Source organism: Pseudomonas sp. SWRI68 (assembly GCF_014269165.1).
GTDB classification, from domain to species: domain Bacteria; phylum Pseudomonadota; class Gammaproteobacteria; order Pseudomonadales; family Pseudomonadaceae; genus Aquipseudomonas; species Aquipseudomonas capeferrum.
Genome location: NZ_JABWRU010000023.1, coordinates 47187 through 69398 on the forward strand (window position 1 = coordinate 47187; position 22212 = coordinate 69398).

The window sequence follows — 22212 nt, forward strand, 5'->3', positions numbered from 1 at the left end:
GCGCGAACATCGTCGGACTGATGGTTAAACTCCAAAAACAAGAACCAGGAGTCAGACGATGCGTGATTACGCCGAGGCCGTTCGAGCGTTCGACCTTGCCCAGGCCGCCAGCACGGCGCTGCATGGCAACCTAGCTGCCCTCAATGCCTGTGTCGAATGCTGTGATCGGCATGCCGGTGACGGCAAGCTGGCGCTGATCCACGAGGACCGCGAGGGCAACAGCACGCGCCACAGCTTCGATCAGCTGAAGGCGCAAGCTGCCCGTTTTGCCAATGTGCTCAAGGCGCAGGGCGTGGGTGCCGGCGACCGGGTTGCCGGCCTGATGCCGCGTACCCCCGAGCTGCTGGTCACCATTCTCGCCACCTGGCGCCTGGGGGCGGTGTACCAGCCGCTGTTCACCGCGTTCGGGCCTAAGGCCATCGAACACCGCCTGGAGCAGTCCCACGCCCGGGTCGTCGTCACCGACAGCCACAATCGCGCCAAGCTGGACGATGTGCAGGCTTGCCCGACGATCATCACGGTCAACGCCCGCAGTGGCGAGCTGGATTTCCAACAATGCCTGGCGACGGCCTCAGCCGTCTGTGAGCCCGTCATGCGCTCGGGCGATGACCCGTTCCTGCTGATGTTCACCTCCGGCACCACCGGCCCTGCCAAACCCTTGGAGGTGCCGCTGCGCGCGATTGTGGCCTTCCAGGGCTACATGCGCGATGCCATCGGCCTGCGCCCCGAGGACAACTTCTGGAACCTGGCCGACCCAGGCTGGGCGTATGGCCTGTATTACGCGGTGACCGGCCCGCTGTCGCTGGGCCACGCCACCACCTTCTACGATGGCCCGTTCAGCGTCGAGAGCTGTGCGCGGGTCATCAACAAGCTGGGCATCACCAACCTGGCGGGCTCACCCACGGCCTATCGGCTGCTGATTGCCGCGGGTAGCGAGTTCTCCGCGCCGATCAAGGGGCGCCTGCGGGTCGTCAGCAGCGCGGGCGAACCGCTCAACCCGGAGGTGATTCGCTGGTTCGCCGACGAGCTGGGTGTGACCATCCACGATCATTACGGCCAGACCGAACTGGGCATGGTGCTGTGCAACCACCATGCTCTCAAACACCCGGTACACCTGGGGTCAGCCGGGTTCGCCATTCCCGGTCACCGCATCGTCGTGCTGGATGAACAGGGCGCAGAATTACCGGTCGGCCAGCCAGGCATCCTGGCGGTTGACCGCGAGCAATCGCCGCTTTGCTGGTTCGGTGGGTACCACGGTGTGCCTACCCGATCTTTCGTGGGCAAGTACTACCTCAGCGGCGACACTGTCGAGCTCAACGCTGACGGCAGCATCAGTTTTGTCGGCCGCAGCGACGACGTGATCACCACCTCCGGCTACCGGGTTGGCCCGTTCGATGTGGAAAGCGCGCTGATCGAACACCCGGCAGTCATCGAGGCGGCGGTGATCGGCAAGCCCGACCCCGAGCGCACCGAACTGATCAAGGCCTTCGTGGTATTGGCCAACGGTGTGCCAGGCACCGCTGAGCTGGAAGAGACCTTGCGCCAACACGTGCGCCAGCGCCTGTATGCCCACGCCTACCCGCGTGAAATCGAATTCGTCAGCGAGCTGCCCAAGACCCCGAGCGGCAAGCTGCAACGCTTCATCCTGCGCAACCAGGAAATCGCCAAACAACAAGCGCTACTGGCCGCCAGCAACAGCGCCTGAGGGAACCTACCATGCAGATCATCAACAAACATTTCATCGTCAGCGGCGCGGCTTCCGGGCTAGGTGCCGCCACCGCGCAAATGCTGATCGAGGCGGGTGCCAAGGTCATGCTGGTCGACCTCAATGCCCAGGCCGTCGAAGCCAAGGCGCGTGAACTGGGCGACAACGCCCGTTTCGCAGTTGCTGACATCAGCGACGAGCAGGCCGCCAAGGCTGCGGTCGACGCCGCCGTCAGCGCGTTTGGCAGCATTCATGGCCTGGTCAACTGCGCCGGTATCGTCGGCGCCGAGAAGGTCCTGGGCAAGCAAGGGCCGCATGGGCTGGCGAGCTTCGCCAAGGTCATCAACGTCAACCTGATTGGCAGCTTCAACCTGCTGCGCCTGACGGCGGCGGCGATGGCCGAGGGCCCGGCTGACGAAGGCGCTGAACGGGGTGTGATCATCAACACCGCGTCCATCGCCGCCTATGACGGGCAGATCGGCCAGGCCGCCTACGCCGCGTCCAAGGGCGCCATCGCCAGCCTCACGCTGCCAGCGGCCCGTGAGCTGGCGCGTTTCGGTATCCGCGTGATGACCATCGCCCCAGGCATTTTCGAGACGCCCATGATGGCCGGCATGACCCAGGAAGTGCGCGACTCGCTTGCCGCTGGCGTACCGTTCCCGCCACGCCTGGGCCGCCCGCAGGAATACGCCGCACTGGCCCGCCACATCATCGAGAACAGCATGCTCAACGGCGAGGTGATCCGCCTCGACGGCGCACTGCGCATGGCTGCCAAGTAAGGAGAAATGAACATGACCCTCGCCAACGACCCGATTGTCATCGTCAGCGCCGTGCGCACGCCCATGGGCGGCCTGCAGGGCGACCTCAAGAGCCTGACCGCGCCGCAACTGGGCGCCGCCGCAATCCGCGCCGCCGTCGAGCGCGCCGGCATCCAGGCCACCAGCGTCGAGCAGGTGCTGTTCGGTTGCGTGCTGCCGGCAGGCCTGGGGCAGGCGCCTGCACGTCAGGCGGCGCTGGGCGCCGGCCTGGATAAACACACCACCTGCACCACCCTGAACAAGATGTGCGGTTCGGGCATGCAGGCGGCGATCATGGCCCATGACCTGCTGCTGGCCGGCAGCGCCGATGTGGTGGTGGCCGGTGGCATGGAGAGCATGACCAACGCGCCCTACCTGCTAGACAAGGCCCGCAGCGGCTATCGCATGGGGCATGGCAAGATCATTGACCATATGTTCATGGACGGCCTGGAAGACGCTTACGACAAAGGGCGCCTGATGGGCACCTTCGCCGAGGATTGCGCGCAGGCTGGCGGCTTCAGCCGCGAAGCCCAGGATGCCTTCGCCATCAGCTCGCTGACCCGCGCCCAGGACGCCATCAAAAACGGCCGCTTCAGCGCCGAGATCGTCCCGGTAGAGGTCACCGAAGGCAAGGAAAAGCGCGTGATCAAGGATGACGAACAACCGCCCAAGGCGCGTCTGGACAAGATCCCGCAGCTCAAGCCGGCCTTCCGTGAGGGCGGGACGGTGACAGCGGCCAACGCCAGTTCGATTTCCGACGGCGCCGCGGCGCTGGTGCTGATGCGCCGTAGCGAAGCTGAAAAGCGCGGTTTGAAACCCCTGGCCGTCATTCATGGCCATGCCGCGTTCGCCGATGCCCCGGCGCTGTTCCCCACCGCGCCGATCGGCGCCATCGACAAACTGATGAAGCGCACCGGCTGGAGCCTGGCCGAGGTGGACCTGTTCGAGATCAACGAAGCCTTTGCCGTCGTCACCCTCGCGGCCATGAAGCACCTCGATCTGCCGCATGACAAGGTCAACATCCACGGCGGTGCCTGCGCGCTGGGCCACCCGATCGGTGCCTCGGGTGCGCGGATTTTGGTGAGCTTGCTGTCGGCCCTGCGCCAGAACAACCTGCGCCGGGGCGTGGCCGCCATCTGCATCGGCGGTGGCGAGGCCACGGCCATGGCCGTCGAATGCCTGTATTGAGGTGAACCATGCTGGTAACTGACGAGCAACAACAAATCGCCGACGCTGTCCGTGACTTTGCCCAGGAACGCCTGCGGCCGTTCGCCGAACAGTGGGACAAGGCGCACCGCTTCCCCCGTGAAGCCATCGACGAGATGGCCGCGCTGGGCCTGTTCGGCATGCTGGTGCCGGAGCAGTACGGGGGCAGTGACACCGGCTATGTAGCCTACGCCATGGCCCTTGAAGAAATCGCCGCAGGCGACGGTGCCTGCTCGACCATCATGAGCGTGCACAACTCGGTGGGTTGTGTGCCGATCCTGAAGTTTGGCACCGAGCAGCAAAAGCAGCAGTTTCTGACGCCGCTGGCCAGCGGTGCGATGATCGGCTCCTTCGCCCTGACCGAGCCCCAGGCGGGCTCCGATGCCAGCAGCCTGAAGACCCGCGCGCGTCTGGAGGGCGATCACTATGTGCTCAACGGCAGCAAACAGTTCATCACCTCCGGGCAGAACGCCGGTGTGGTCATCGTGTTTGCGGTGACCGACCCGCAAGCGGGCAAGCGCGGCATCACCGCTTTCATCGTGCCCACCGATGCGCCGGGCTACCAGGTGGCGAGGGTCGAGGACAAGCTAGGGCAGCATGCCTCGGACACCTGTCAGATCGTTTTCGACAATGTGCGCGTGCCCGTTGCCAATCGCCTGGGCGAAGAAGGGCAGGGCTACAAGATCGCCCTGGCCAACCTTGAGGGTGGGCGTATCGGCATTGCGTCCCAGTCGGTCGGCATGGCACGTGCCGCGTTCGAGGTGGCGCGCGACTATGCCAAGGAGCGCCAGAGCTTTGGCAAGCCGTTGATCGAGCACCAGGCCGTGGCGTTCCGCCTGGCTGACATGGCCACGCGCATTGCCGTGGCCCGGCAGATGGTGTTGCATGCCGCCGCGCTGCGTGACGCCGGGCGCCCGGCGCTGGTGGAGGCGTCGATGGCCAAGCTGTTCGCCTCGGAAATGGCCGAAAAGGTCTGTTCGGATGCCTTGCAGACCCTGGGCGGATATGGCTATCTGAGTGACTTCCCGCTGGAGCGGATCTACCGCGACGTTCGGGTTTGCCAGATCTACGAAGGCACCAGCGACATTCAGCGCATGGTCATTGCGCGCAATCTTTGAAGGAGCAGTCTGCATGGCATTCGAAACCATCCTGTTGGACATCCACGGCAAGGTCGGCCTGATTACCCTCAACCGGCCCCAGGCGCTCAATGCGCTCAACGCGCAGATCGTCGGTGAGATCAACCAGGCCCTGGACCAGCTGGAAAAGGACCCGAACATCGGCTGCGTAGTGCTGACAGGCTCGGCCAAGGCGTTTGCCGCCGGTGCCGACATCAAGGAAATGGCCGACCTTAAATACCCGCAGATCTACGTCGATGACCTGTTCAGCGATGCTGATCGTATCGCCAACCGGCGCAAACCGATCATTGCTGCGGTGTCGGGTTTTGCCTTGGGTGGCGGCTGTGAACTGGCGATGATGTGCGACTTCATTCTGGCCGCTGACAATGCCAAATTCGGTCAGCCTGAGGTCAATTTGGGCGTATTGCCCGGCATGGGCGGCACCCAGCGGCTGACCCGCGCAGTCGGCAAGGCCAAGGCCATGGAACTGTGCCTGACCGGCCGCCTGATGGGCGCCGAAGAGGCAGAGCGCGCCGGCCTTGTGGCGCGCATCGTGCCCCAGGTCGAGCTGCTTGAGGAAGCGCTGAAAGTGGCTGCGACCATTGCCAGCAAGTCGATCCCGGTGAGCATGATGGTCAAGGAGAGTGTCAATCGGGCCTTTGAAGTTACCCTCAGTGAGGGCGTGCGGTTTGAGCGTCGAGTGTTCCATGCGGCCTTCGCCACTGAAGACCAGAAGGAAGGCATGAGTGCCTTCATTGGCAAGCGTGAGGCGCAGTTCAAGGATCGCTGAGTGCGTTGTACTTGCCTTGAGAGGTGGCGCGCTTCTTCTTGAATGCACCCGCCCTCTCAAGGCATGCCCGCCCAGGGCGCCGACCAGCGGATTCTGGTCAATGGGCGTAAATTCCCCCCCAATTGCAGTTGCTCCACGCGACGTGGCGCCTTAGACTGCCGCCCCCTGTAAAAGAGTGCCGGTTGGCGCTTGAAGAATTCCGCTGCCGACGCGCTGGCGTCGGCGGCACCCGAATCGCCCAATGCACATTTTTTCATAGAGAAATCGATGACCAAGGAACAGTTGCTGGCCATGTCGGCCGATGACTACATGAGCGCTGAACAGCTGGCCTTTTTCACTGGCCTGCTGCAAGCGATGAAAGTCGAAACCCATGAACGCATCGATAAGAACCGCATCATCATCGAAAGCCTGGAAACCCCGTCGGATCCAGCTGATGTGGCCTCGGTCGAAGAAGAGCGCCACTGGTTGGTCAACGCCATCGAGCGTGACCAACGCCTGCTGCCGCAGCTGGAGATGGCCTTGGGCCGAATCGCTGACGAAAGCTTTGGCTGGTGCGATGACAGTGGTGAGCCCATCGGCCTGCAGCGTCTGCTGATCAGCCCGACCACCAAGTACTGCATCGAAGCCCAGGAGCGCCACGAGCAGCTCGACCGCCACCAGCGGCAGATCTGACCGAGCGCGGTGCGTGAGCCCCACGGAGAAATCCCTGGGGCTTTTTGCGTTGTTGCGGCAAACGCTGCTGAATTTGTTGCTTGTGGCGTAACACTGCTGTACCGAGATGCGCTGTTTCCTGCCTGCAGGCAGGCGTATCATGGCTTTATCGTTAGGGTGCTAATTAAATTCCGGAGGGGATGATGAATAGCCGAGTCGATGTAGCCGTGATGATTGGCTCCGGTGTGCCTGCCACCTTGCAGGCGCTGGGCAAGCGCATTTGCTGGGTGGTGCTGGTCAATGGGGAGCGCCGCGGTACTGCGTTCGCCACGCGTGATGAGGCTGTGGAATGCCAGGCGGCCTGGTTGCAGCAACTCAGGAAGGGCCTTGCCGCTTGAAGGCGGTCGCAAGAAATGTTGTTTGCCTCTCGACGGATTTCGGTGTTTTCGTGCATATTCCTTCCCCAGTCATGCGCTGATGGATTTCAGAGCCCGTTCTGTCGGGTGCTCTGCAACGCCCTATCGCATCTTTTCTGGCGGCTTTATTGTCAGGCATTACACTTCCCGCGTTGGGAATTTGCCGAAAGCCTGTACTGAGGCCAGATCTGGCAAGCCAGAGTAAAGAATCCTGCATGCTGCATCGCCAGCAGGCACAGACATCAGCGCATCGCTTTATTACTCTTTTCGCCTATCGCTATGTAATGGCCGTGCCTCACCGAGCGTGTGTGGGGGCGGGATGTAACCGGTTGAGGATCACTTCATTGGCAGTCAGCACTCTTGATACCCACGCCTTGTTCGCCCTGGGCGATTTGCGCGGTAAATTGGCCCAGCTGTTCCAAGGCCGCTTTATCTATGTCACCGAACAAAGTCCTGAAGGCCTGTATATGGCCGAGATCGACACCGAGAGTGCATTGGTGGTCGATGACAAGCAGCGCTTGGAGCTGAAAGTAGGCGATCACTTCCGTGCCGCCGTACTGCCCAGCCGCGAAGGCGGCAAGTTGGAAATGCGCTTTCGTGACATCAAGCTCAACGTCTACGGCGTGGGCGACTATGCCTTTGTTTCGGCGCCTGAAGGCAAGGGCATCGTGCTGCGCGAGGGCCATGGCGTGATGTTGGTCTTTGCTGCGCACCAGCAAGTGCAGGAAGGGCTGGGCAAGCTGCTCAAGGCCGTGACCGGCAAAGTCGCGAAATGGCGCAAGGGTGAGCTGACCACCTTCAAGGCCAGTGAATGACTGACGGCAACGGCTCGCCCGTTTCGCGTGCCGAGTTCCATCAGCAGCACCAGGCGGATGCGCTGGCGCAAGCCGAACGCCTGTTGGCTCGGCGTGAGGACTTGCAAGGGGCTTGGCTGAACTGGGTGGCCGGTGAACTGTATCGGCTCGGCCCGCCACCGTATGCCGCCATGGTCCGACGCGAGCTGCAGCGCCTCAGCCAGGGCTGAGGCTGCACGCTGTCAGTGGCCGCGGTCGCCGCCGCTGCTGACTTCCTCGGGCACCGCTTCTTTCGACATGCGCTTGCGAAACAGCGCAGCCCTGGCCAGCAAGAGCGTGGTGACCGGTACGGTGATCGACAGCAGTATCGGGATCAACCAGGCGTGCAGGATGGGCGCTTCCTTGAGCCACGAGAAGTAGATGATCGAGGCCAAGGCCACGCACCATGCGCCGAGTGTCGAGGCCAGCGCGGGTGGGTGCATGCGCTGGAAGTAATCCTTCAGGCGCAGCAGGCCCACGGCACCGATCAGGGCAAACAGGCTGCCGATCAGCAGCAGCGCGGCAGTGACCAACTCCAGCCAGAAGGGCAGTGCTAGCGTTTCGGTCATTCGATCACCTCACCACGAAGCAGGAACTTGGCCAGGGCGAACGAGCCGACAAAGCCGAACAACGCAATCAGCAGCGCACCTTCGAAGTAGGTGTCACTTGCATAGCGAATCCCCAGTACCAGCATGGTCAGCATGGCCAGGATGTACAGGTAGTCCAGCGCCAGGACTCGGTCCTGGGCGGACGGGCCGCGGAACAGCCGGATCAGCGCCAGGGCCATGGCCAGGGCGAAAATGAACAGGCTGGCGAGTACAGCGTTGGCGAGCAGGCCTGTCATTGGAAAATCTCCATCAGCGGGCGTTCATAGGTGGCCTTGAAGTGCTCGATGAAGGCGGCTTCATCCTCCAGGTCGAACACATGCAGCAGCAGCACGCTGCGGTCCAGTGCCAGCTCGGACCAGACCGTACCCGGTACCACCGTGGTGATCATCGAAAGCGCGGCCAGGCCATGGGCATCACGCAGGGCCAGCGGGATGTGCACGAATGCCGAGCGCGGCGGCTGTTTGCCGGCGCGCAGCACGCCACGGGCCACCAGCAGGTTGGACACAATCACATCAAGGCCTACCCGGCCAATCAGCTTGGCAATCACCAGTGGGCGCCGCACATGGGCATGCTGGGGGCGTAGGGGTGCCATCAACAGCGGTGCAAGGATGCCGAGCAGGGCAGCGAGCAGCAGGTTGCCGGCGCTGACCGACAGGTTCAGCAGCAACCACAGGCCAAACAGCGACACCGACAGCAGCGGGGCGGGGAACAGACGGTTCATGGCTGCAGCTCCACGTCGAGGGAGGTCGGGCCAGGGATCGGTTTGGCAGCCATCACCGCTTTTATGTAGGTGTCCGGCGCCTGCAGGCTGGCAGCCGTGTCCTGGGTGTAGCGCAGCAACGGCTCGGCTTTGAAGCTGAGGATGATGCACAGCCCGAGCAGGATGACGATCGGCAGGCACTCATAGCGACGCAGCACAGGCGAGGGGCGCTCCTCGGGCTTCCAGAAGCGCTGGATACCCACGCGGCCAAAGGCGATCAGCGATGCCATGCCGGAAAGCACAAGCAATGCCACCAGGCCCCAGCCAGCTGTTGTCAGCGGTTGCTCCGGCGCTATGCCCAGCCCCAGCGGGTTGAACAGCGCACTGATCAGGTTGAGTTTGCCGACGAAGCCCGAAAGCGGCGGCATGCCGATGATCAGCAACGCACAGGCGATGAAGCTCAGGCCGAGGAAGGCCATGGTCCATGGGATGATCTGGCCGATCACGACCTTTTGTTCATCATCGAGGTTGATGCCCTTGGGCGGGTGCAGCGACTCCAGGGGCGAAGGCATGGCGTCTTCTTCTTCATCCAGCGGCACTTCGTTGGCCGAGCGCGAGCGCTCGACCAGCTCGGCGAGCAGGAACAGGGCGCACAGCGCCAGGGTCGAGTTGACCAGGTAGAACAATGCCGCGCCGGTGAGCACTGGTTGGGCAAAACCGACGGCTGCGAGCAGCGTGCCGGCGGAGACCAGGATGCTCAGGGCAGCCATGCGTTCCAGGCGTTGTGCGGCCAATATCGATACGGCGGCCACCGCCAGGGTGACCAGGCCGCCGTAAACCAGCCACTCGCCACCGAAGTGCGCCGAGGCGCCGGCTTGCCCGGAGAACAGCAGCGTCCACAGGCGCAGCACGGCATACAGGCCGACCTTGGTCATGATGGCAAAAAGCGCGGCAACCGGTGCGCTGGCTGAGGCGTAGGCAGGCACCAGCCAGAAGTTGAGGGGCCATATGCCGGCCTTGGCCAGAAACGCCATGGCCAGTATCGCGGCGCCTGCGTGCAGCAAGCCGCGATCGGCCTCCGGCACCAGCGGGATCTTCAGCGCCAGGTCGGCCATGTTCAAGGTGCCTGTCACGCCATAGAGCATCGCCGCGCCCACCAGAAACAACGACGAAGCGAACAGGTTGATGGCGATATAGTGCAGGCCGGCCCTGACCCTTGCGCGGCCCGAACCGTGCAGCAGCAAGCCATAGGAGGCTGCCAGCAGCACCTCGAAGAACACGAACAAGTTGAACAGGTCGGCCGTCAGGAATGCACCGTACAGCCCCATCAGCTGGATCTGGAACAGTGCGTGGAAGCTGGCACCGGCGCTGTCCCAGCGGGCGCGGGCAAACAGCAGGGCGCTGAAGCCGATGATGCCGGTCAGGGTCAGCAGCAATGCCGAAAGATGGTCGACTACCAACACGATGCCGAACGGTGCCGGCCAGTTGCCTGGCAGGTACACTCCGATCGATTCGGCCTGGCCCTGGGTGCGCACCCACAGCAGCAGGCTGACCGCGATGGCCAGGCCGGCGAAGGTGGACAGCAGGTTCAGTTGCGCCTTGATGCGCCGGTGTTTCTCGCCCAGCAACAGCATCACCGCAGCGGTGATGAGGGGCAGCAGGATGGGGGCGACGATCAGTTGACTCATGCCACTCATTCGTCACGCTCCCGGCCATCCACATGGTCGGTGCCGGTCAACCCGCGTGAGGCCAGCAGCACCACCAGGAACAGTGCGGTCATGGCGAAGCTGATGACGATGGCAGTCAGCACCAGGGCCTGGGGCAGGGGGTCGGTGTAGTGCAGCAAGTCCTGGGTCACGCCGTCCTTGATGATGGGCTCCTTGCCGATGAACAGGCTGCCCATGCTGAAGATGAACAGGTTGACGCCGTATGACAGCAGGCACAGGCCCATTATCACCTGGTAGGTCCGTGGGCGCAGGATCAACCAGACCCCCGAGGCGGCCAGTACGCCGATGGCGACTGCAATGACTTCTTCCATCAGGCGGCTCCTGCTTGGCTGGATTTCGACGGGTTGCCCGGGCGGTAGGCGCGCACCGACTGGTGCGCCAGGGCAGTGAGGATCAGCAGGGTCGAGCCGACCACCACGGTGTACACGCCGATATCGAAGAACAGCGCGCTGGCCACGTGCACATCCCCCAGCACGGGCAGGTGCAGGTGTGCCGTGTGCGTGGTCAGGAACGGGTAACCCAGCAGCATGGCGCCGACCCCGGTCAGGGTCGCGCACAGCAGGCCAGTGCCCATCCAGCGCAGCGGCCGCAAGCTCATTTGCGCCTCGACCCATTGGGTGCCGGCGACCATGTACTGCAGGATGAACGCCACCGACATCACCAGGCCGGCGACGAACCCGCCGCCAGGCTGGTTGTGGCCGCGCATGAACAGGTACATCGATACCAGCAGGGCGATTGGCAGCAGCAGCCGCACCAGCACCGCAGGCACCATCATGAAGCCCAGCGCGGTGTCTGTGGCGTGACGCGGGTTGATCAGGTCTGTGACCACGTCGGGCGCCAGCTGGCGCTGCTGGGCGGGCAACTGCATGCTCTCCTTGGGCGGGCGGAAGCGTCGCAGCAGGGCGAACACGGTCAGGGCCACGGCGACCAGCACGGTGATTTCACCGAGGGTGTCGAAGCCACGGAAGTCGACCAGCATCACATTGACCACATTGGTACCCCCCCCTTGCGGCAGGGCACGGCTCAGGTAGAACGAGGAAATGTCGTTGGGCGTTGGCCGGGTGAGCATGGCATACGACAGCACCGCCATGCCGCCACCCACCAGCACCGCCAGCAGCAGGTCGCGCAGGCGGCGCATGCGGGCGCGCTCCAGGCTGCCCGGCAGCGGTGATACGCCTTCGATACGGCGCGGCAACCAGCGCAGGCCGAGCAGGATCAGTACAGTGGTGACCACTTCCACGACCAGCTGGGTCAGTGCCAAGTCGGGCGCCGAGAACCAGACGAAGGTGATGCAGGTCATCAGGCCGCAGACGCTGACCATGATCAAGGCAGCCAGACGGTGGTATTTGGCCTGGTAGGCGGCGCCGATGGCGCAGGCGATGGCGATCAGCCAGAGTGCGACGAACACGCCGGAACCAGGGATTTTCGGGCGCTCACCCCAGGTCAGCCCGCTGTACAGCATGGGCGTGAGGCCGGCCAGGAAGGCTGCCAGTACCAGCATGAACAGCTGCGATTGCAGGCGGCGCGTGGTCAGCAAGCCTTCGATTCGGCGGGCCAGCAGCATCAGGCGCACCAGGCCGTGCTCGAACAAGCGCTTGCCGTTGAACCGCTCGATCAGTGGTGGGTAGGGGAAGCGGCCCATGCGCAGTTGCTTGCGCAGCAGCAGGTAGAGCACGATGCCGCCGCTCATGGCCACCAGGCTCATGATCAGTGGCGCATTCCAGCCGTGCCAGATGGCCAGGCTGTATTCCGGTAGCGTACCGCCCACCACCGGCAGGGCCGCCGCAGCCAGCAACGGGCCGACCGACTGGGCAGGGAAGATGCCTACCACCAGGCAGGTGAGCACCAGCAGTTCGACCGGCGCGCGCATCCAGCGGGGGGGTTCGTGAGGTGTGTGGGGCAGGTCCTGGGCGGTTGGCCCGAAGAAGACATCGACGGTAAAGCGCAGTGCGTAGGCCACGCTGAAGGTACCGGCCAGCGTGGCGATCACCGGGAGGGCGGCTTCGACCCAGGCCGTGGAGCTGATGAACACTGTTTCTGCGAAGAACATCTCCTTGGACAGGAAGCCGTTCATCAGCGGCACGCCGGCCATCGAGGCGCTGGCCACCATGGCCAGGGTGGCGGTGTAGGGCACCAGGCGGATCAGGCCGCTGAGGCGCCGGATATCGCGCGTACCGCTCTCGTGGTCGATGATGCCGGCGGCCATGAACAGCGAGGCCTTGAAGGTGGCATGGTTGAGGATGTGGAACACGGCGGCGACTGCCGCCAGCGGGCTGTTCAGGCCCAGCAGCAGGGTGATCAGGCCCAGGTGGCTGATGGTGGAATACGCCAGCAGGCCCTTGAGGTCGTTCTGGAACATTGCGGCAAAGGCGCCGAGCAGCAGCGTGATGGCGCCAGCCCCGCCGACGATCCAGAACCACTCCTCGCTGCCTGACAGCACAGGCCAAAGCCGCGCCAGCAGGAACACCCCGGCCTTTACCATGGTTGCCGAGTGCAGGTAGGCGGACACAGGGGTCGGCGCCGCCATCGCGTGGGGCAACCAGAAGTGGAACGGAAACTGCGCACTCTTGCTCAGGGCGCCGATCAGGATCAGTGGCAGTAGCACCGGGTACAGTGCGTGCTGGCGGATAACGTCACCCGCGGCCAGCACCTTGTCCAGGTCGTAGCTGCCGACCACGTGGCCCAGCAGCAAGGCACCGACCAGCAGGCACAGGCCGCCGGCACCGGTCACCATCAGCGCCATGTAGGCGCCGCGGCGGGCGTCGGCGCGATGGTGCCAATAACCGATCAGCAGGAAGGAGAAAACGCTGGTCAGCTCCCAGAAGAACACCAGCTGGATCAGGTTGCCAGAGATCACCAGGCCCAGCATGGCGCCCATGAACGCGAGGAAGAAGGCGAAGAAACGCGGCACCGGGTCTTGCGGTGACATGTAGTAGCGGGCATACAGCGACACCAGCGTGCCGATGCCCAGTACCAGCAGCGAGAACAGCCAGGCGAAGCCGTCCATGCGCAGCACAAGGTTCAACCCCAGGCTGGGCAGCCAGAGGAATTCCTCGCGAATCACGCCACCGTGGGCGACCTGAGGGTACAGCAGTGCTACCTGGACCGTACCGACCAAGGCGACGAGCCCCGCCAATATGGACTCGGCGTTACGTGCGTTGTGCGGCAGCACGGCTGCCAGGCAACTGCCCACGAACGGCAGAAGCAATAGCACTATCAAGGACATAGCGTTCTATTCTGGAGAGGTTTGCAAGGATCATACGTGCCGATCAGTTGATCACCAACACGCAAGCTGTCGCAGAATCCTACAAATACGCTGTGACAAGGTGTTTTTTTATAACAGTTTTTTACAAAGCATAGCTGGAGTTGGCTGCGTTACAGACCGGCCTGCTGCTCGCGTTCGGCCTGTGCTTCGAGTGCCTCGGCGTCTTCGCGGGGGCGGCGCACCTTCAGTTCGCTGACCACCACTGCGATCACGATCAGCAGCCCGCCGATCAATGCAACGCCAGGCAGGCGCTCGCCGGCGAGGCGTCCGACGATCCCGGCCCACACCGGCTCGCCGGCATAGATCAGGGTGGCGCGGGTGGGCGAAACTGACTTCTGTGCCCAGTTCATCGCCACCTGGATCACGGCGCTCATGGCGCCAAGCCCCAGGGCACTGGCCAGCAGCAGCCAGGAGAAGTCGGGGATGCGTTCCTGGGTCGGCACGATCATCAGGAACGACAGCAACGAGGCGGTCGCCAGCTGTACCACGGTTACACGGCGCACATCCACCTGGCCGGCATAGCGGCTGATCAGGATGATTTCGCCAGCAATGGCAATGGCGCTGACCAGGGTTACCATTTCGCCTTCGCTGAAGTGCAAGGTGCCGCCCTCTGGCCCGGCCAGCAGCATCAGGCCGCAGAATGCCAGGCAGATGCCAATGCTTGGCATCAGGCCGGGCCGGCGGCCGAGCACCAGCCATTGCAGCAGCGGCACGAAGGGCACATACAGCGCGGTAATGAAGGCTGACTGGCTGCTGCTGATGGTTTGCAGACCCATGGTCTGCAAGCCGTAGCCCAGCATGATCGACACGCCGATCAGCACGCCGGCCTTGAGCTCGGTAAGCGTCAGCCCCGGCAGCGCACGCGCCGAGACCACCCCCACGAACAACGCCGCCGCAGCGAAACGCAGGCCGACGAAGAACATCGGGCCGCTTACCGTCATCACGTTATGCACCAGCAAGAAGGTGCCGCCCCACAGCATGGTGATGAAGACCAGCACCAGTTCGGCCTTGCTCAGGCGAAAAGAAACGGCAGTGTTCGGTTGGCGGCTGGGGTGGGTCATGGTCTTGCACACTCGGAGGGGCCGGCGCACAATCTGCGCAAAGTGGGCAGTATACTGCGCAGCCACGATCAGCGAGCAACAGCGTGCACAAAAATCCCACACACCGCGCCTCGGTGCTGCAGCATGTCAGCCTCAACGTTCGGCGCCTGCGTAACGCAGCCGGTATGAGCCAGTCGGCCCTGGCCGAGCGCTCTGGCGTCAGCCGGCGGATGCTGGTGGCGATCGAGGCGGGTGAGAAGAATGTCAGCCTCACCACCCTCGATCTGATTGCCGAAGCCCTCGGCGTAGCATTCAGTACCTTGATCCAGGCGCCGGAGCAGCGCGACCCGAGCCGTATCGATGAACTGGCCTGGGCTGGCGAACATCCGCAAAGCAAGGCGGTGCTGCTGGGTAGCAGCACCGCCCGGCGTGAGGTCGAGCTTTGGGAATGGACGTTGGCGCCGGGCGAGTGCTACCTCAGCGAGGCGGATGCCGATGGCTGGAGCGAGCAGATCTATGTGGCCGAAGGGCAGCTCACACTGGTCATCGAAGACGCCGAGCACCGCTTGCAGGTCGGCCAGTTTCATGTGTTCCCCAGCAACTGCCGTTATGCCTATCGCAACGATGGCGCCGTGGCGGTGCGCTTTGTCCGCAACGTGGTGATCTGACCCTTGCAGGAGCGGCCTTGCGTCGCGAAAGGGGCGCAGTTCACAAGCGTCAAGCCTTGGGGGGCAACAGGTCGTCGGTCTTCACCACCTTGGCATAGGCAAATGCCAGTGCAGCCATCGCCGAGTCGTGCACATGGGCCGCCGGCACCTGTTTACCATTGAAATCCAGGGGCAGGGTGGCGCAGGCATCGTGGGCCACGGTCACTTCGTAGCCAAAATCGGCGGCGGCTCGGGTTGCTGCATCGATGCACATATGGCTCATGCTGCCGACGATGGTCAACGCCTGAACCCCATGCTGGTCCAGCGTATCCTTGAGGCCGGTGCCGAGAAACGCATTGACCTTGTGCTTGAGTACCACGGGTTCGCCAGTCACGGGCTCGACCTTGGCATGGATGGCCGCCCCTGGTGACTGCGGCGTGAAGAACGGCGCGTCGGCGCTTTCGAATTCATGCCGCACATGCACCACCAGGTCGCCCCGCTCGCGTGCGGCGGCCAGCAGCCGGGCGGCGTTGTCGGCTGCCTGTTCGGCGCCGTCGAGGGTCCATTTGCCACCGGGGAAATAGTCGTTCTGGATGTCGATGATGATCAGCGCTTGCTTGCTCATGTTGCCTCCTGCGGCGGTAGTCGTTGAATGACCATAGCGTGTGTACATCGACCTGAGGGTTTAACGGCAGCGCTTTTGCGTCTTCTGACAAAAAAACCACTTGACCTTGACTTAACTTGAGGTTTTACCCTGCTCACCATCACGCTGATAGCGTCCAGAGCAAGGAGACTGTTCATGAGGGCGACGCCTCACTCTCTGTGGTTTACCCAGATGATCGAATATGAAGTCCCGGCCATGCGCCAGGTGGCATTGGCCCAGGCGTTGGTGGCGCGCAGCGAGGAACTGGCAACGCGCTGTGAAGGCTTGCAGGGCGTGAGCATCCAGGCCAGTGACGATGGCAGCCGGGTCTTGCAGTATCTGCAATGGCAATCGCGGCAGGCTTGGGCGGCAGCTGCGGCTGACTTCGCCGAGGAGCCTTTCTTCGACCTGCTGTGCCAGCATCAGGCGCGCGGCGTCAACTTTGCTGCCTACCAGACATTGCGCAGCCTCGTACGTGGCGCCGATGGTGGCCTGCACTGCCAGGTCGGCGAGCCTCAGGCATACCAGGGCGCGTAGTGCGGGTAGCGGTCCAGGCGCGCGCCTACGACCATTTCGCCGATCCAGGAGGCAAGGATCGAACTGTAGGCTTTCTGGCTCTCTTCGCTGGACAGCGCGTGGTCGGCACCGTCGACGATGCGGTGGGTCAGCGAATGGGCGCTGACGAACGCCGAGCGGTAGCTCATCAGTGTGCTGTGGGGCACATAGTCGTCTTGTTCAGACTCCACGAGTAATACATCACCACCGAATTCCGCGCACGCGGCCAGGGCACGGTTGTCCGTCGGGCCAAGCGGGCGTTTGCGGTAGGCGTTAAGCCGCTGCCGATCAAGGGTTTGCTTGGGGTTATCCCACTCGTCGTCCCAGTACATGGCGGGTACCCGCAGTGCCAGCCATTTCACGGGCCGCAGCCGGGTCAGCAGAGTGGCCAGGTAGCCACCGTAGCTGCTGCCGATGATGGCGATGGCACTGCTGTCCACGGACGGGTGGCTGACCAGGCGGTCGTAGGCGGCCAGCAAGTCGTTGAGGTTCTGTTCGCGGGTGACGGTCAGGCGCTGGCTTTCGGTCTTCTCGTGCCCGCGCAGGTCGAAGGTCATGCACACGCAGCCCAGCCCGGTGATATGCCGGGCGCGGGCCAGGTCGCGTTGCTGGCTGCCGCCCCAGCCGTGGACGAAGAGTATGCCCGGCATCTTGCTGCCAGGGCTGACCAGGGTGCCGACGATGGTGTCGTTCTCGACCTGCAGTTCGATGGTCTCACTCTGAATGGTCATGTTCGCGAATCCGTGCAAATTTGCTGAGTTGTCCGAGTTCACTGTCGATTCCTTGGTAAAAGAGGGTGGCGTCAGTGGGTAGGTCGGGCGTACCGAACACTTCATGGGTGGAAGCGCGAACCCGTTGCAGGGCGGGGTCATCGGCGAAGGCCTGCAGGGCCAGCAGTTCTGCACTGCTGGCACCCCCTAGGCGCCAGGACTGTTCAAGCACGCCGCTGCGCACATGGCCTTGGGCGGTGGTGCCGTGCGCGATGTCGTAGTTGCGCCGTGATGCGACGAAGCCCGGGAAGTGCTGCTCGGCCGCCCGTTCGTAGGCCATGGCCTGGTTGATCGCCAGGCGCAGGTGGTCTTCCAGTGGCAGTTGCAGCAGTGCCTGATAGTCACCGCGCACCACGATCAGGTCGGAGCCGCCATAAACCTCTGTGCCTTGATGGTCGTGGGTCAACTGCTGGGTGCCGTGGTAGCTGCAGGTCAGGCCGGCGACCCGCACCTGGCCGACACTGAAGGTCTGTACCTCGCTCAGGTCTTCTTCAAGAACCAGGCCCCACACTGCCAGGGCCTGATCATCCATGTCGGCCAGCAAAGGCTCCAGCGCATCCGCTGTATCGATCACCTGTTGCCCGCGGCCGGCGCAAGCCAACACCGGCTTGATGCGCACTGGGCCGTCGAGCAGCAGCAAGCGTGCCGCAGTGCGGGCATCGGTTTTGCTGAACACGGTGTAGCCCCGCAGCAGCGCATCGCTGGCCTGCAGGGCGAAGGCGTCGGTCCAGCCTGGCGGGAAGCTGGCGTCGGCCGGCAGCGGATGGGAGATCGCCTTGGTCGCCATGTAGGGATAGGCGACCAACCCGCCGAACAGGTCCTGCTCGGTACGGATACCCAGCGCGGCATGGCGCTGTGGGTCGACCAGCGTTTCGGTCGGTACATAGTAGTAGCGGTCTGCAGCCGTGGCAGGTGCGGCAGGGTCTACGCGTGGGCAGCCCAGCAGCTGTGCCAGGCCATCGGCGAGCTTGAGGTGGGCGGCATGTTCGTGGTCGGGCGTGTGCTCGCGGGTGTCGAGCAGCACAACGCCGGTTTTCGAGTCGCAGGCAGCGGGCATAGGGGTTGGCCTGTCTGCAATGAATGTACTGTGTGTGAATCCGTCGTTTTGGGGAAGTTCATCGGGATGTGATCGGTGGTCCGCGCGACTCTGTAGGGTCAGCTGTAGGAAACGTCTTGATTGCAGAGGGCGTGCCGGGCATTGCATGCCGCTAGCCGGTCGTCGCGATTGCAGGGCTCGTGTGGCTGTTCCATTATCGACAGCCTGGATTAGCCAAGATGTTTCGCAGGAGTGCGCATGAACGTTCAGACCACGATTGAGCAGAGTGTGCCGGAGCGCCTGATGCAGGTGCGCCAGGCAATGGCCGCAGAGGGCATCGATGCGCTGCTGGTGCCATCGGCCGATCCCCATCTTTCCGAATACCTGCCCGGCTTCTGGCAGGGGCGCCAATGGTTGTCCGGTTTCCACGGCTCTGTCGGCACGCTGGTGGTCACGGCGGGCTTTGCCGGGCTCTGGGTCGACAGCCGCTACTGGGAGCAGGCCGAAAACGAGCTGGCCGGCAGTGGCATCGAACTGATGAAGCTGCTGCCAGGCAAGCCGGGCGCGCTGGAGTGGCTGGGTGAGCACATCGCGCCGAAGGGGGCCGTTGCCGTGGACGGTGCCGTCATGGCCCTGGCGTCGGCGCGACTGTTGGGCGAGCGCCTGAAGGCCCGCGAGGTAAGGTTGGTGACTGACAAGGACCTGCTCGGCAAGGTTTGGCAGGGGCGCCCGCCGTTGCCAAGCAACCCGGTCTATCAGCACTTGCCGCCACATGCGACGCAGTGCCGGGCGGACAAACTCGCCCAATTGCGCGACAGCCTGAAGGCCAAGGGCGCCGACTGGCACTTCATCGCTACCCTGGATGACATTGCCTGGCTGTTCAACTTGCGCGGCAGTGATGTGTCGTACAACCCAGTCTTTGTTTCGTTCGCTCTGATCAGCCAGCAGCAGGCGACTGTGTTCGTGGGGCGCGACAAAGTCGATGATCATCTGCGCCATGTGTTGGCGGTAGACGGCATTGAGGTGCGTGACTACACCGATATAGGTCAGGCCCTGGGTGCGGTGCCCTCAGGGAGCCGGCTGTTGCTCGACCCGGCGCGAGTCACTTGCGGCCTGCTGGAAAACCTGAGCCCTGGGGTGGAACTGGTCGAGGGGATCAACCCCACTACCCTGAGCAAGTCGTGCAAGCGTGAGGAGGACCTTGTGCACGTTCGCCGGGTCATGGAGCAGGATGGCGCCGCCTTGTGCGAGTTCTTCGCCTGGCTGGAGGCAAACCTGGGCCGGGAGGTCATTACCGAGTTGACGGTCGATGAGCAGCTGAGCGCCGCGCGTGCCCGACGCCCCGACTTCGTGTCGTTGAGCTTCTCGACCATCGCGGCCTTCAACGGCAATGGTGCGATGCCTCATTATCGCGCCACCGAGCAGTCGCATGCCACGCTCGAAGGTGACGGCTTGCTGCTGATCGATTCGGGTGGGCAGTACCTGGGCGGCACCACCGACATTACCCGGATGGTGCCGGTGGGCAACCCGACGCTTGAGCAGAAGCAGGATTGCACGCGTGTGCTCAAGGGTATGATTGCATTGTCGCGGGCCACCTTCCCGCGCGGGATCCTTTCACCACTGCTCGATGCCATTGCCCGGGCACCGATCTGGGCTGATCAAGTGGACTATGGCCACGGCACCGGTCATGGGGTGGGCTACTTCATGAACGTGCACGAGGGGCCACAGGTAATCGCCTATCAGGCGGCAGCCACGCCGCAAACTGCGATGCAGGCGGGCATGATCAGCTCAATCGAGCCAGGCACCTACCGGCCGCGCGAGTGGGGCGTTCGTATCGAGAACCTGGTGGTCAGTCGTGAAGCGGGCAAGAGTGCTTTTGGTGACTTCCTGAATTTCGAGACCTTGACGCTTTGCCCGATCGATACGCGCTGCCTGTTGCCCGAGTTGCTTGCCAGGGAGGAGCTGGACTGGCTGAACGGTTACCACGCGATGGTGCGTGAGCGCCTTGCGCCTTTATTGAAAGGCGAGGCGCTGGCCTGGCTGCAGGCGCGCACCGCGTCGCTGTGATAACCGGCCAATGAAAAGGGCAGCGTTCGCGCTGCCCTTTTCAATTGCGTGTGGTCATCACTTGCAGATGACGATCATGCTGCGGCTGGTATAGCCGGCCGGGTTGATACCGAACAAGTAGTCGCCGGGTTCTTCATCGGTGTCGCCCGAGCGCGCAATGACCTTGTAGCCACGTGAGCTGCAAGACGTCGCGGCCTTGCTGTAGCAGTTGTCCCAGGACGAGGAAAGGCCAGAGCAATTGATATGCAGGCCTTTCTTACCCCTTTTGACCTCAGTCTTGGCCGTGGCGGCACATCCAGCAATAGCCAAGATGGCCAGGATGAGCAAAATACGTTTCATTCCTGTCCTTAAATGCAGGGCGGAGCAGCTGTCTGGCCCTGTCGTTATCGCTTTGGTTCTTCCTGAAGTTTCCCCAGCGTCCGTGTTCGCTCCAGTAGATAGCGTAAAGATGTTGAAGCTGTGACAGCTTAATCAGCGAGACGGGCCGCTACAATCACTATTCCCGTCACAAATGAAAATATTTCTCATATCAGTCGGCGGCGACGGGTGGGGTGGGCGTCTGCCGCATGGACAGCGTGGTGCCTACCGATGCGACGATGATCGCCAGAATTGCCAACCATTGGGTGGTACTGAGTACTTCGCCGAGAAACAGCAGGCCGGACAGCGCGCCAAAGGCCGGTTCGATACTCATCAGCGTGCCGAAGGTGCGTGCAGGCATGCGTGTCAGGGCGACCATTTCCAGGCTGTAGGGCAGGGCGGTGGACAGTACCGCGACAGCCAAGGCCATTGGGATCACGGCTGGGGTGAGCAAGGCGCTGCCGGCGTGGATTACGCCGATAGGGGCAACGAACAGGGCGGCGACGACTACCCCGAGTGCGGCGCTCTGGATGCCGTGCTCGGCGCCGGCGCGTTGGCCAAACAGGATATACAGCGCCCAGCACACGCCTGCCCCCAATGCGTAGGCGGCGCCCACCGGGTCAAGTGCTTGCCCACCATCGCCTGCCGGTAGCAACAGCAACAGGCCAGCAATCGCCAGGGCGATCCAGAGGAAGTCGATCGGGCGGCGCGAAGAGCAGATCGCCACGGCCAGGGGGCCGGTAAATTCCAGTGCCACGGCAATGCCGATAGGTACCGTTTGCAGAGACATATAGAAGAGGAAGTTCATGCCGCCGAGTGCCATGCCATAGATGATGACATTGCGCAGGGTGTTGGCGGTCATGCGGGCACGCCACGGGCGCAGGATCAGCAGCATGATGATGCTGGCGAAGATCAGGCGCAGCGCGGTGGTGCCCTGAGCGCCGATGATAGGGAACATGCTTTTGGCCAGTGACGCACCGGATTGTATCGATGCCATGGCGATGAGCAGCAGGCCGATGGGAAAGAGCGTGGCGGCCAGGCTGCGGGCTTGGGTGTTCATTTATGTGCGGCGATCCTTGAGCAGGCGTGGGTGTGCACTATAGTGCGCACTTGTGGGGCTGCGGGGCAATGGGTTATTGGGTGTAAGGGTGAGGGCCGCGCGCCAATCCCTCAGGAATAACTGGCCCGAAACAAATGTAGGAGCGGCCTTGCGTCGCGATGCGCCGCGCGGGCGGCGCTCGATCTCATAGGCGCCGAAAGGGTAATGGCGGGCACCTGTCAGCC

Annotated in this window: 24 protein-coding genes; 12 read left to right on the forward strand and 12 right to left on the reverse strand. The window is 63.3% G+C overall.

What is annotated here, in order from left to right; genetic code table 11:
- Positions 1–58 precede the first annotated feature (58 nt).
- The 9 genes from HU770_RS23460 (at position 59) to HU770_RS23500 (ending at position 7704) form a co-directional block, all read left to right on the forward strand.
- Positions 59–1705, forward strand: a complete 1647-nt coding sequence (locus tag HU770_RS23460) for an acyl-CoA synthetase (protein ID WP_186665763.1) — start codon at positions 59–61, stop codon at positions 1703–1705.
- A gap of 11 nt (positions 1706–1716) precedes the next feature.
- On the forward strand, positions 1717–2484 hold the full coding sequence (locus tag HU770_RS23465; RefSeq protein ID WP_033700311.1) for an SDR family NAD(P)-dependent oxidoreductase: 768 nt from the start codon (positions 1717–1719) through the stop codon (positions 2482–2484).
- A 12-nt stretch (positions 2485–2496) separates the two neighbouring features.
- Complete coding sequence (locus HU770_RS23470; protein WP_186665765.1) at positions 2497–3690, forward strand: acetyl-CoA C-acyltransferase; 1194 nt, start codon at positions 2497–2499, stop codon at positions 3688–3690.
- An 8-nt stretch (positions 3691–3698) separates the two neighbouring features.
- On the forward strand, positions 3699–4826 hold the full coding sequence (locus HU770_RS23475) for an acyl-CoA dehydrogenase (RefSeq protein ID WP_186665767.1): 1128 nt from the start codon (positions 3699–3701) through the stop codon (positions 4824–4826).
- Between the two features lie 13 nt (positions 4827–4839).
- Complete coding sequence (locus HU770_RS23480; protein ID WP_033700305.1) at positions 4840–5613, forward strand: enoyl-CoA hydratase; 774 nt, start codon at positions 4840–4842, stop codon at positions 5611–5613.
- 267 nt (positions 5614–5880) lie between these two features.
- Complete coding sequence (locus HU770_RS23485) at positions 5881–6285, forward strand: TraR/DksA C4-type zinc finger protein (RefSeq protein ID WP_033700302.1); 405 nt, start codon at positions 5881–5883, stop codon at positions 6283–6285.
- A gap of 182 nt (positions 6286–6467) precedes the next feature.
- Complete coding sequence (locus HU770_RS23490; RefSeq protein WP_033700301.1) at positions 6468–6662, forward strand: hypothetical protein; 195 nt, start codon at positions 6468–6470, stop codon at positions 6660–6662.
- A 362-nt stretch (positions 6663–7024) separates the two neighbouring features.
- Positions 7025–7495, forward strand: coding sequence for a hypothetical protein (locus HU770_RS23495; RefSeq protein ID WP_186661214.1), 471 nt, complete (start codon positions 7025–7027; stop codon positions 7493–7495).
- Positions 7492–7704 (forward strand): hypothetical protein, encoded by a 213-nt coding sequence (locus tag HU770_RS23500; RefSeq protein ID WP_033700297.1) that lies wholly within the window; start codon positions 7492–7494, stop codon positions 7702–7704. Before HU770_RS23495 ends, HU770_RS23500 begins: the two co-directional genes overlap by 4 nt.
- Positions 7705–7716: 12 nt before the next feature.
- Here the strand turns inward: HU770_RS23500 and HU770_RS23505 are convergent, their stop codons facing one another.
- The 7 genes from HU770_RS23505 to HU770_RS23535 form a co-directional block, all read right to left on the reverse strand.
- Positions 7717–8082, reverse strand: coding sequence for a Na+/H+ antiporter subunit G (locus tag HU770_RS23505; protein ID WP_033700295.1), 366 nt, complete (start codon positions 8080–8082; stop codon positions 7717–7719).
- Entirely contained in the window at positions 8079–8357 is a 279-nt protein-coding gene (locus tag HU770_RS23510) for a K+/H+ antiporter subunit F (protein ID WP_003259015.1), read from the reverse strand. Before HU770_RS23510 ends, HU770_RS23505 begins: the two co-directional genes overlap by 4 nt.
- Positions 8354–8842, reverse strand: coding sequence for a Na+/H+ antiporter subunit E (locus tag HU770_RS23515; protein ID WP_033700293.1), 489 nt, complete (start codon positions 8840–8842; stop codon positions 8354–8356). The genes HU770_RS23510 and HU770_RS23515 overlap by 4 nt, the downstream gene beginning before the upstream one ends.
- Positions 8839–10518: a monovalent cation/H+ antiporter subunit D gene (locus tag HU770_RS23520; RefSeq protein ID WP_186661219.1), complete on the reverse strand. Its 1680-nt coding sequence runs from the start codon at positions 10516–10518 to the stop codon at positions 8839–8841. The genes HU770_RS23515 and HU770_RS23520 overlap by 4 nt, the downstream gene beginning before the upstream one ends.
- Positions 10515–10859, reverse strand: a complete 345-nt coding sequence (locus HU770_RS23525; RefSeq protein WP_003250128.1) for a Na+/H+ antiporter subunit C — start codon at positions 10857–10859, stop codon at positions 10515–10517. Before HU770_RS23525 ends, HU770_RS23520 begins: the two co-directional genes overlap by 4 nt.
- Positions 10859–13774, reverse strand: a complete 2916-nt coding sequence (locus HU770_RS23530; RefSeq protein WP_047583907.1) for a monovalent cation/H+ antiporter subunit A — start codon at positions 13772–13774, stop codon at positions 10859–10861. Before HU770_RS23530 ends, HU770_RS23525 begins: the two co-directional genes overlap by 1 nt.
- Positions 13775–13923: 149 nt before the next feature.
- A complete protein-coding gene (locus HU770_RS23535; protein ID WP_186661223.1) occupies positions 13924–14874 on the reverse strand; it encodes a DMT family transporter in 951 nt (316 codons plus the stop codon).
- Between the two features lie 83 nt (positions 14875–14957).
- Between HU770_RS23535 and HU770_RS23540 the strand changes: the two genes are divergently transcribed.
- Positions 14958–15521, forward strand: coding sequence for an XRE family transcriptional regulator (locus HU770_RS23540; RefSeq protein ID WP_033700285.1), 564 nt, complete (start codon positions 14958–14960; stop codon positions 15519–15521).
- A gap of 49 nt (positions 15522–15570) precedes the next feature.
- On the opposite strand, the gene HU770_RS23545 is transcribed toward HU770_RS23540, so the two are convergent.
- The gene (locus tag HU770_RS23545; RefSeq protein ID WP_186665770.1) at positions 15571–16125 is read right to left on the reverse strand and encodes a cysteine hydrolase family protein; all 555 of its coding nucleotides are present in this window, start codon (positions 16123–16125) and stop codon (positions 15571–15573) included.
- 174 nt (positions 16126–16299) lie between these two features.
- Here HU770_RS23545 and HU770_RS23550 point away from each other — a divergent pair, with 174 nt between their 5' ends.
- Positions 16300–16680 (forward strand): antibiotic biosynthesis monooxygenase, encoded by a 381-nt coding sequence (locus HU770_RS23550; protein WP_033700280.1) that lies wholly within the window; start codon positions 16300–16302, stop codon positions 16678–16680.
- Here HU770_RS23550 and HU770_RS23555 read toward each other — a convergent pair.
- A complete protein-coding gene (locus HU770_RS23555) occupies positions 16659–17429 on the reverse strand; it encodes an alpha/beta fold hydrolase (protein WP_033700278.1) in 771 nt (256 codons plus the stop codon). The two genes, HU770_RS23550 and HU770_RS23555, sit on opposite strands and share 22 nt — an antisense overlap.
- Positions 17413–18525 (reverse strand): DUF3182 family protein, encoded by a 1113-nt coding sequence (locus tag HU770_RS23560; RefSeq protein ID WP_186665772.1) that lies wholly within the window; start codon positions 18523–18525, stop codon positions 17413–17415. The genes HU770_RS23555 and HU770_RS23560 overlap by 17 nt, the downstream gene beginning before the upstream one ends.
- Before the next feature lie 237 nt (positions 18526–18762).
- Here HU770_RS23560 and HU770_RS23565 point away from each other — a divergent pair, with 237 nt between their 5' ends.
- Positions 18763–20571, forward strand: a complete 1809-nt coding sequence (locus HU770_RS23565) for an aminopeptidase P family protein (protein ID WP_186665774.1) — start codon at positions 18763–18765, stop codon at positions 20569–20571.
- Between the two features lie 57 nt (positions 20572–20628).
- Here the strand turns inward: HU770_RS23565 and HU770_RS23570 are convergent, their stop codons facing one another.
- Positions 20629–20910: a hypothetical protein gene (locus HU770_RS23570; RefSeq protein WP_033700272.1), complete on the reverse strand. Its 282-nt coding sequence runs from the start codon at positions 20908–20910 to the stop codon at positions 20629–20631.
- A gap of 190 nt (positions 20911–21100) precedes the next feature.
- Positions 21101–21988 carry a threonine/homoserine exporter RhtA gene (rhtA, locus tag HU770_RS23575; protein ID WP_186665776.1) on the reverse strand — a complete coding sequence of 296 codons (888 nt, stop codon included), beginning with the start codon at positions 21986–21988 and terminating at the stop codon, positions 21101–21103.
- Positions 21989–22212: the final 224 nt, after the last annotated feature.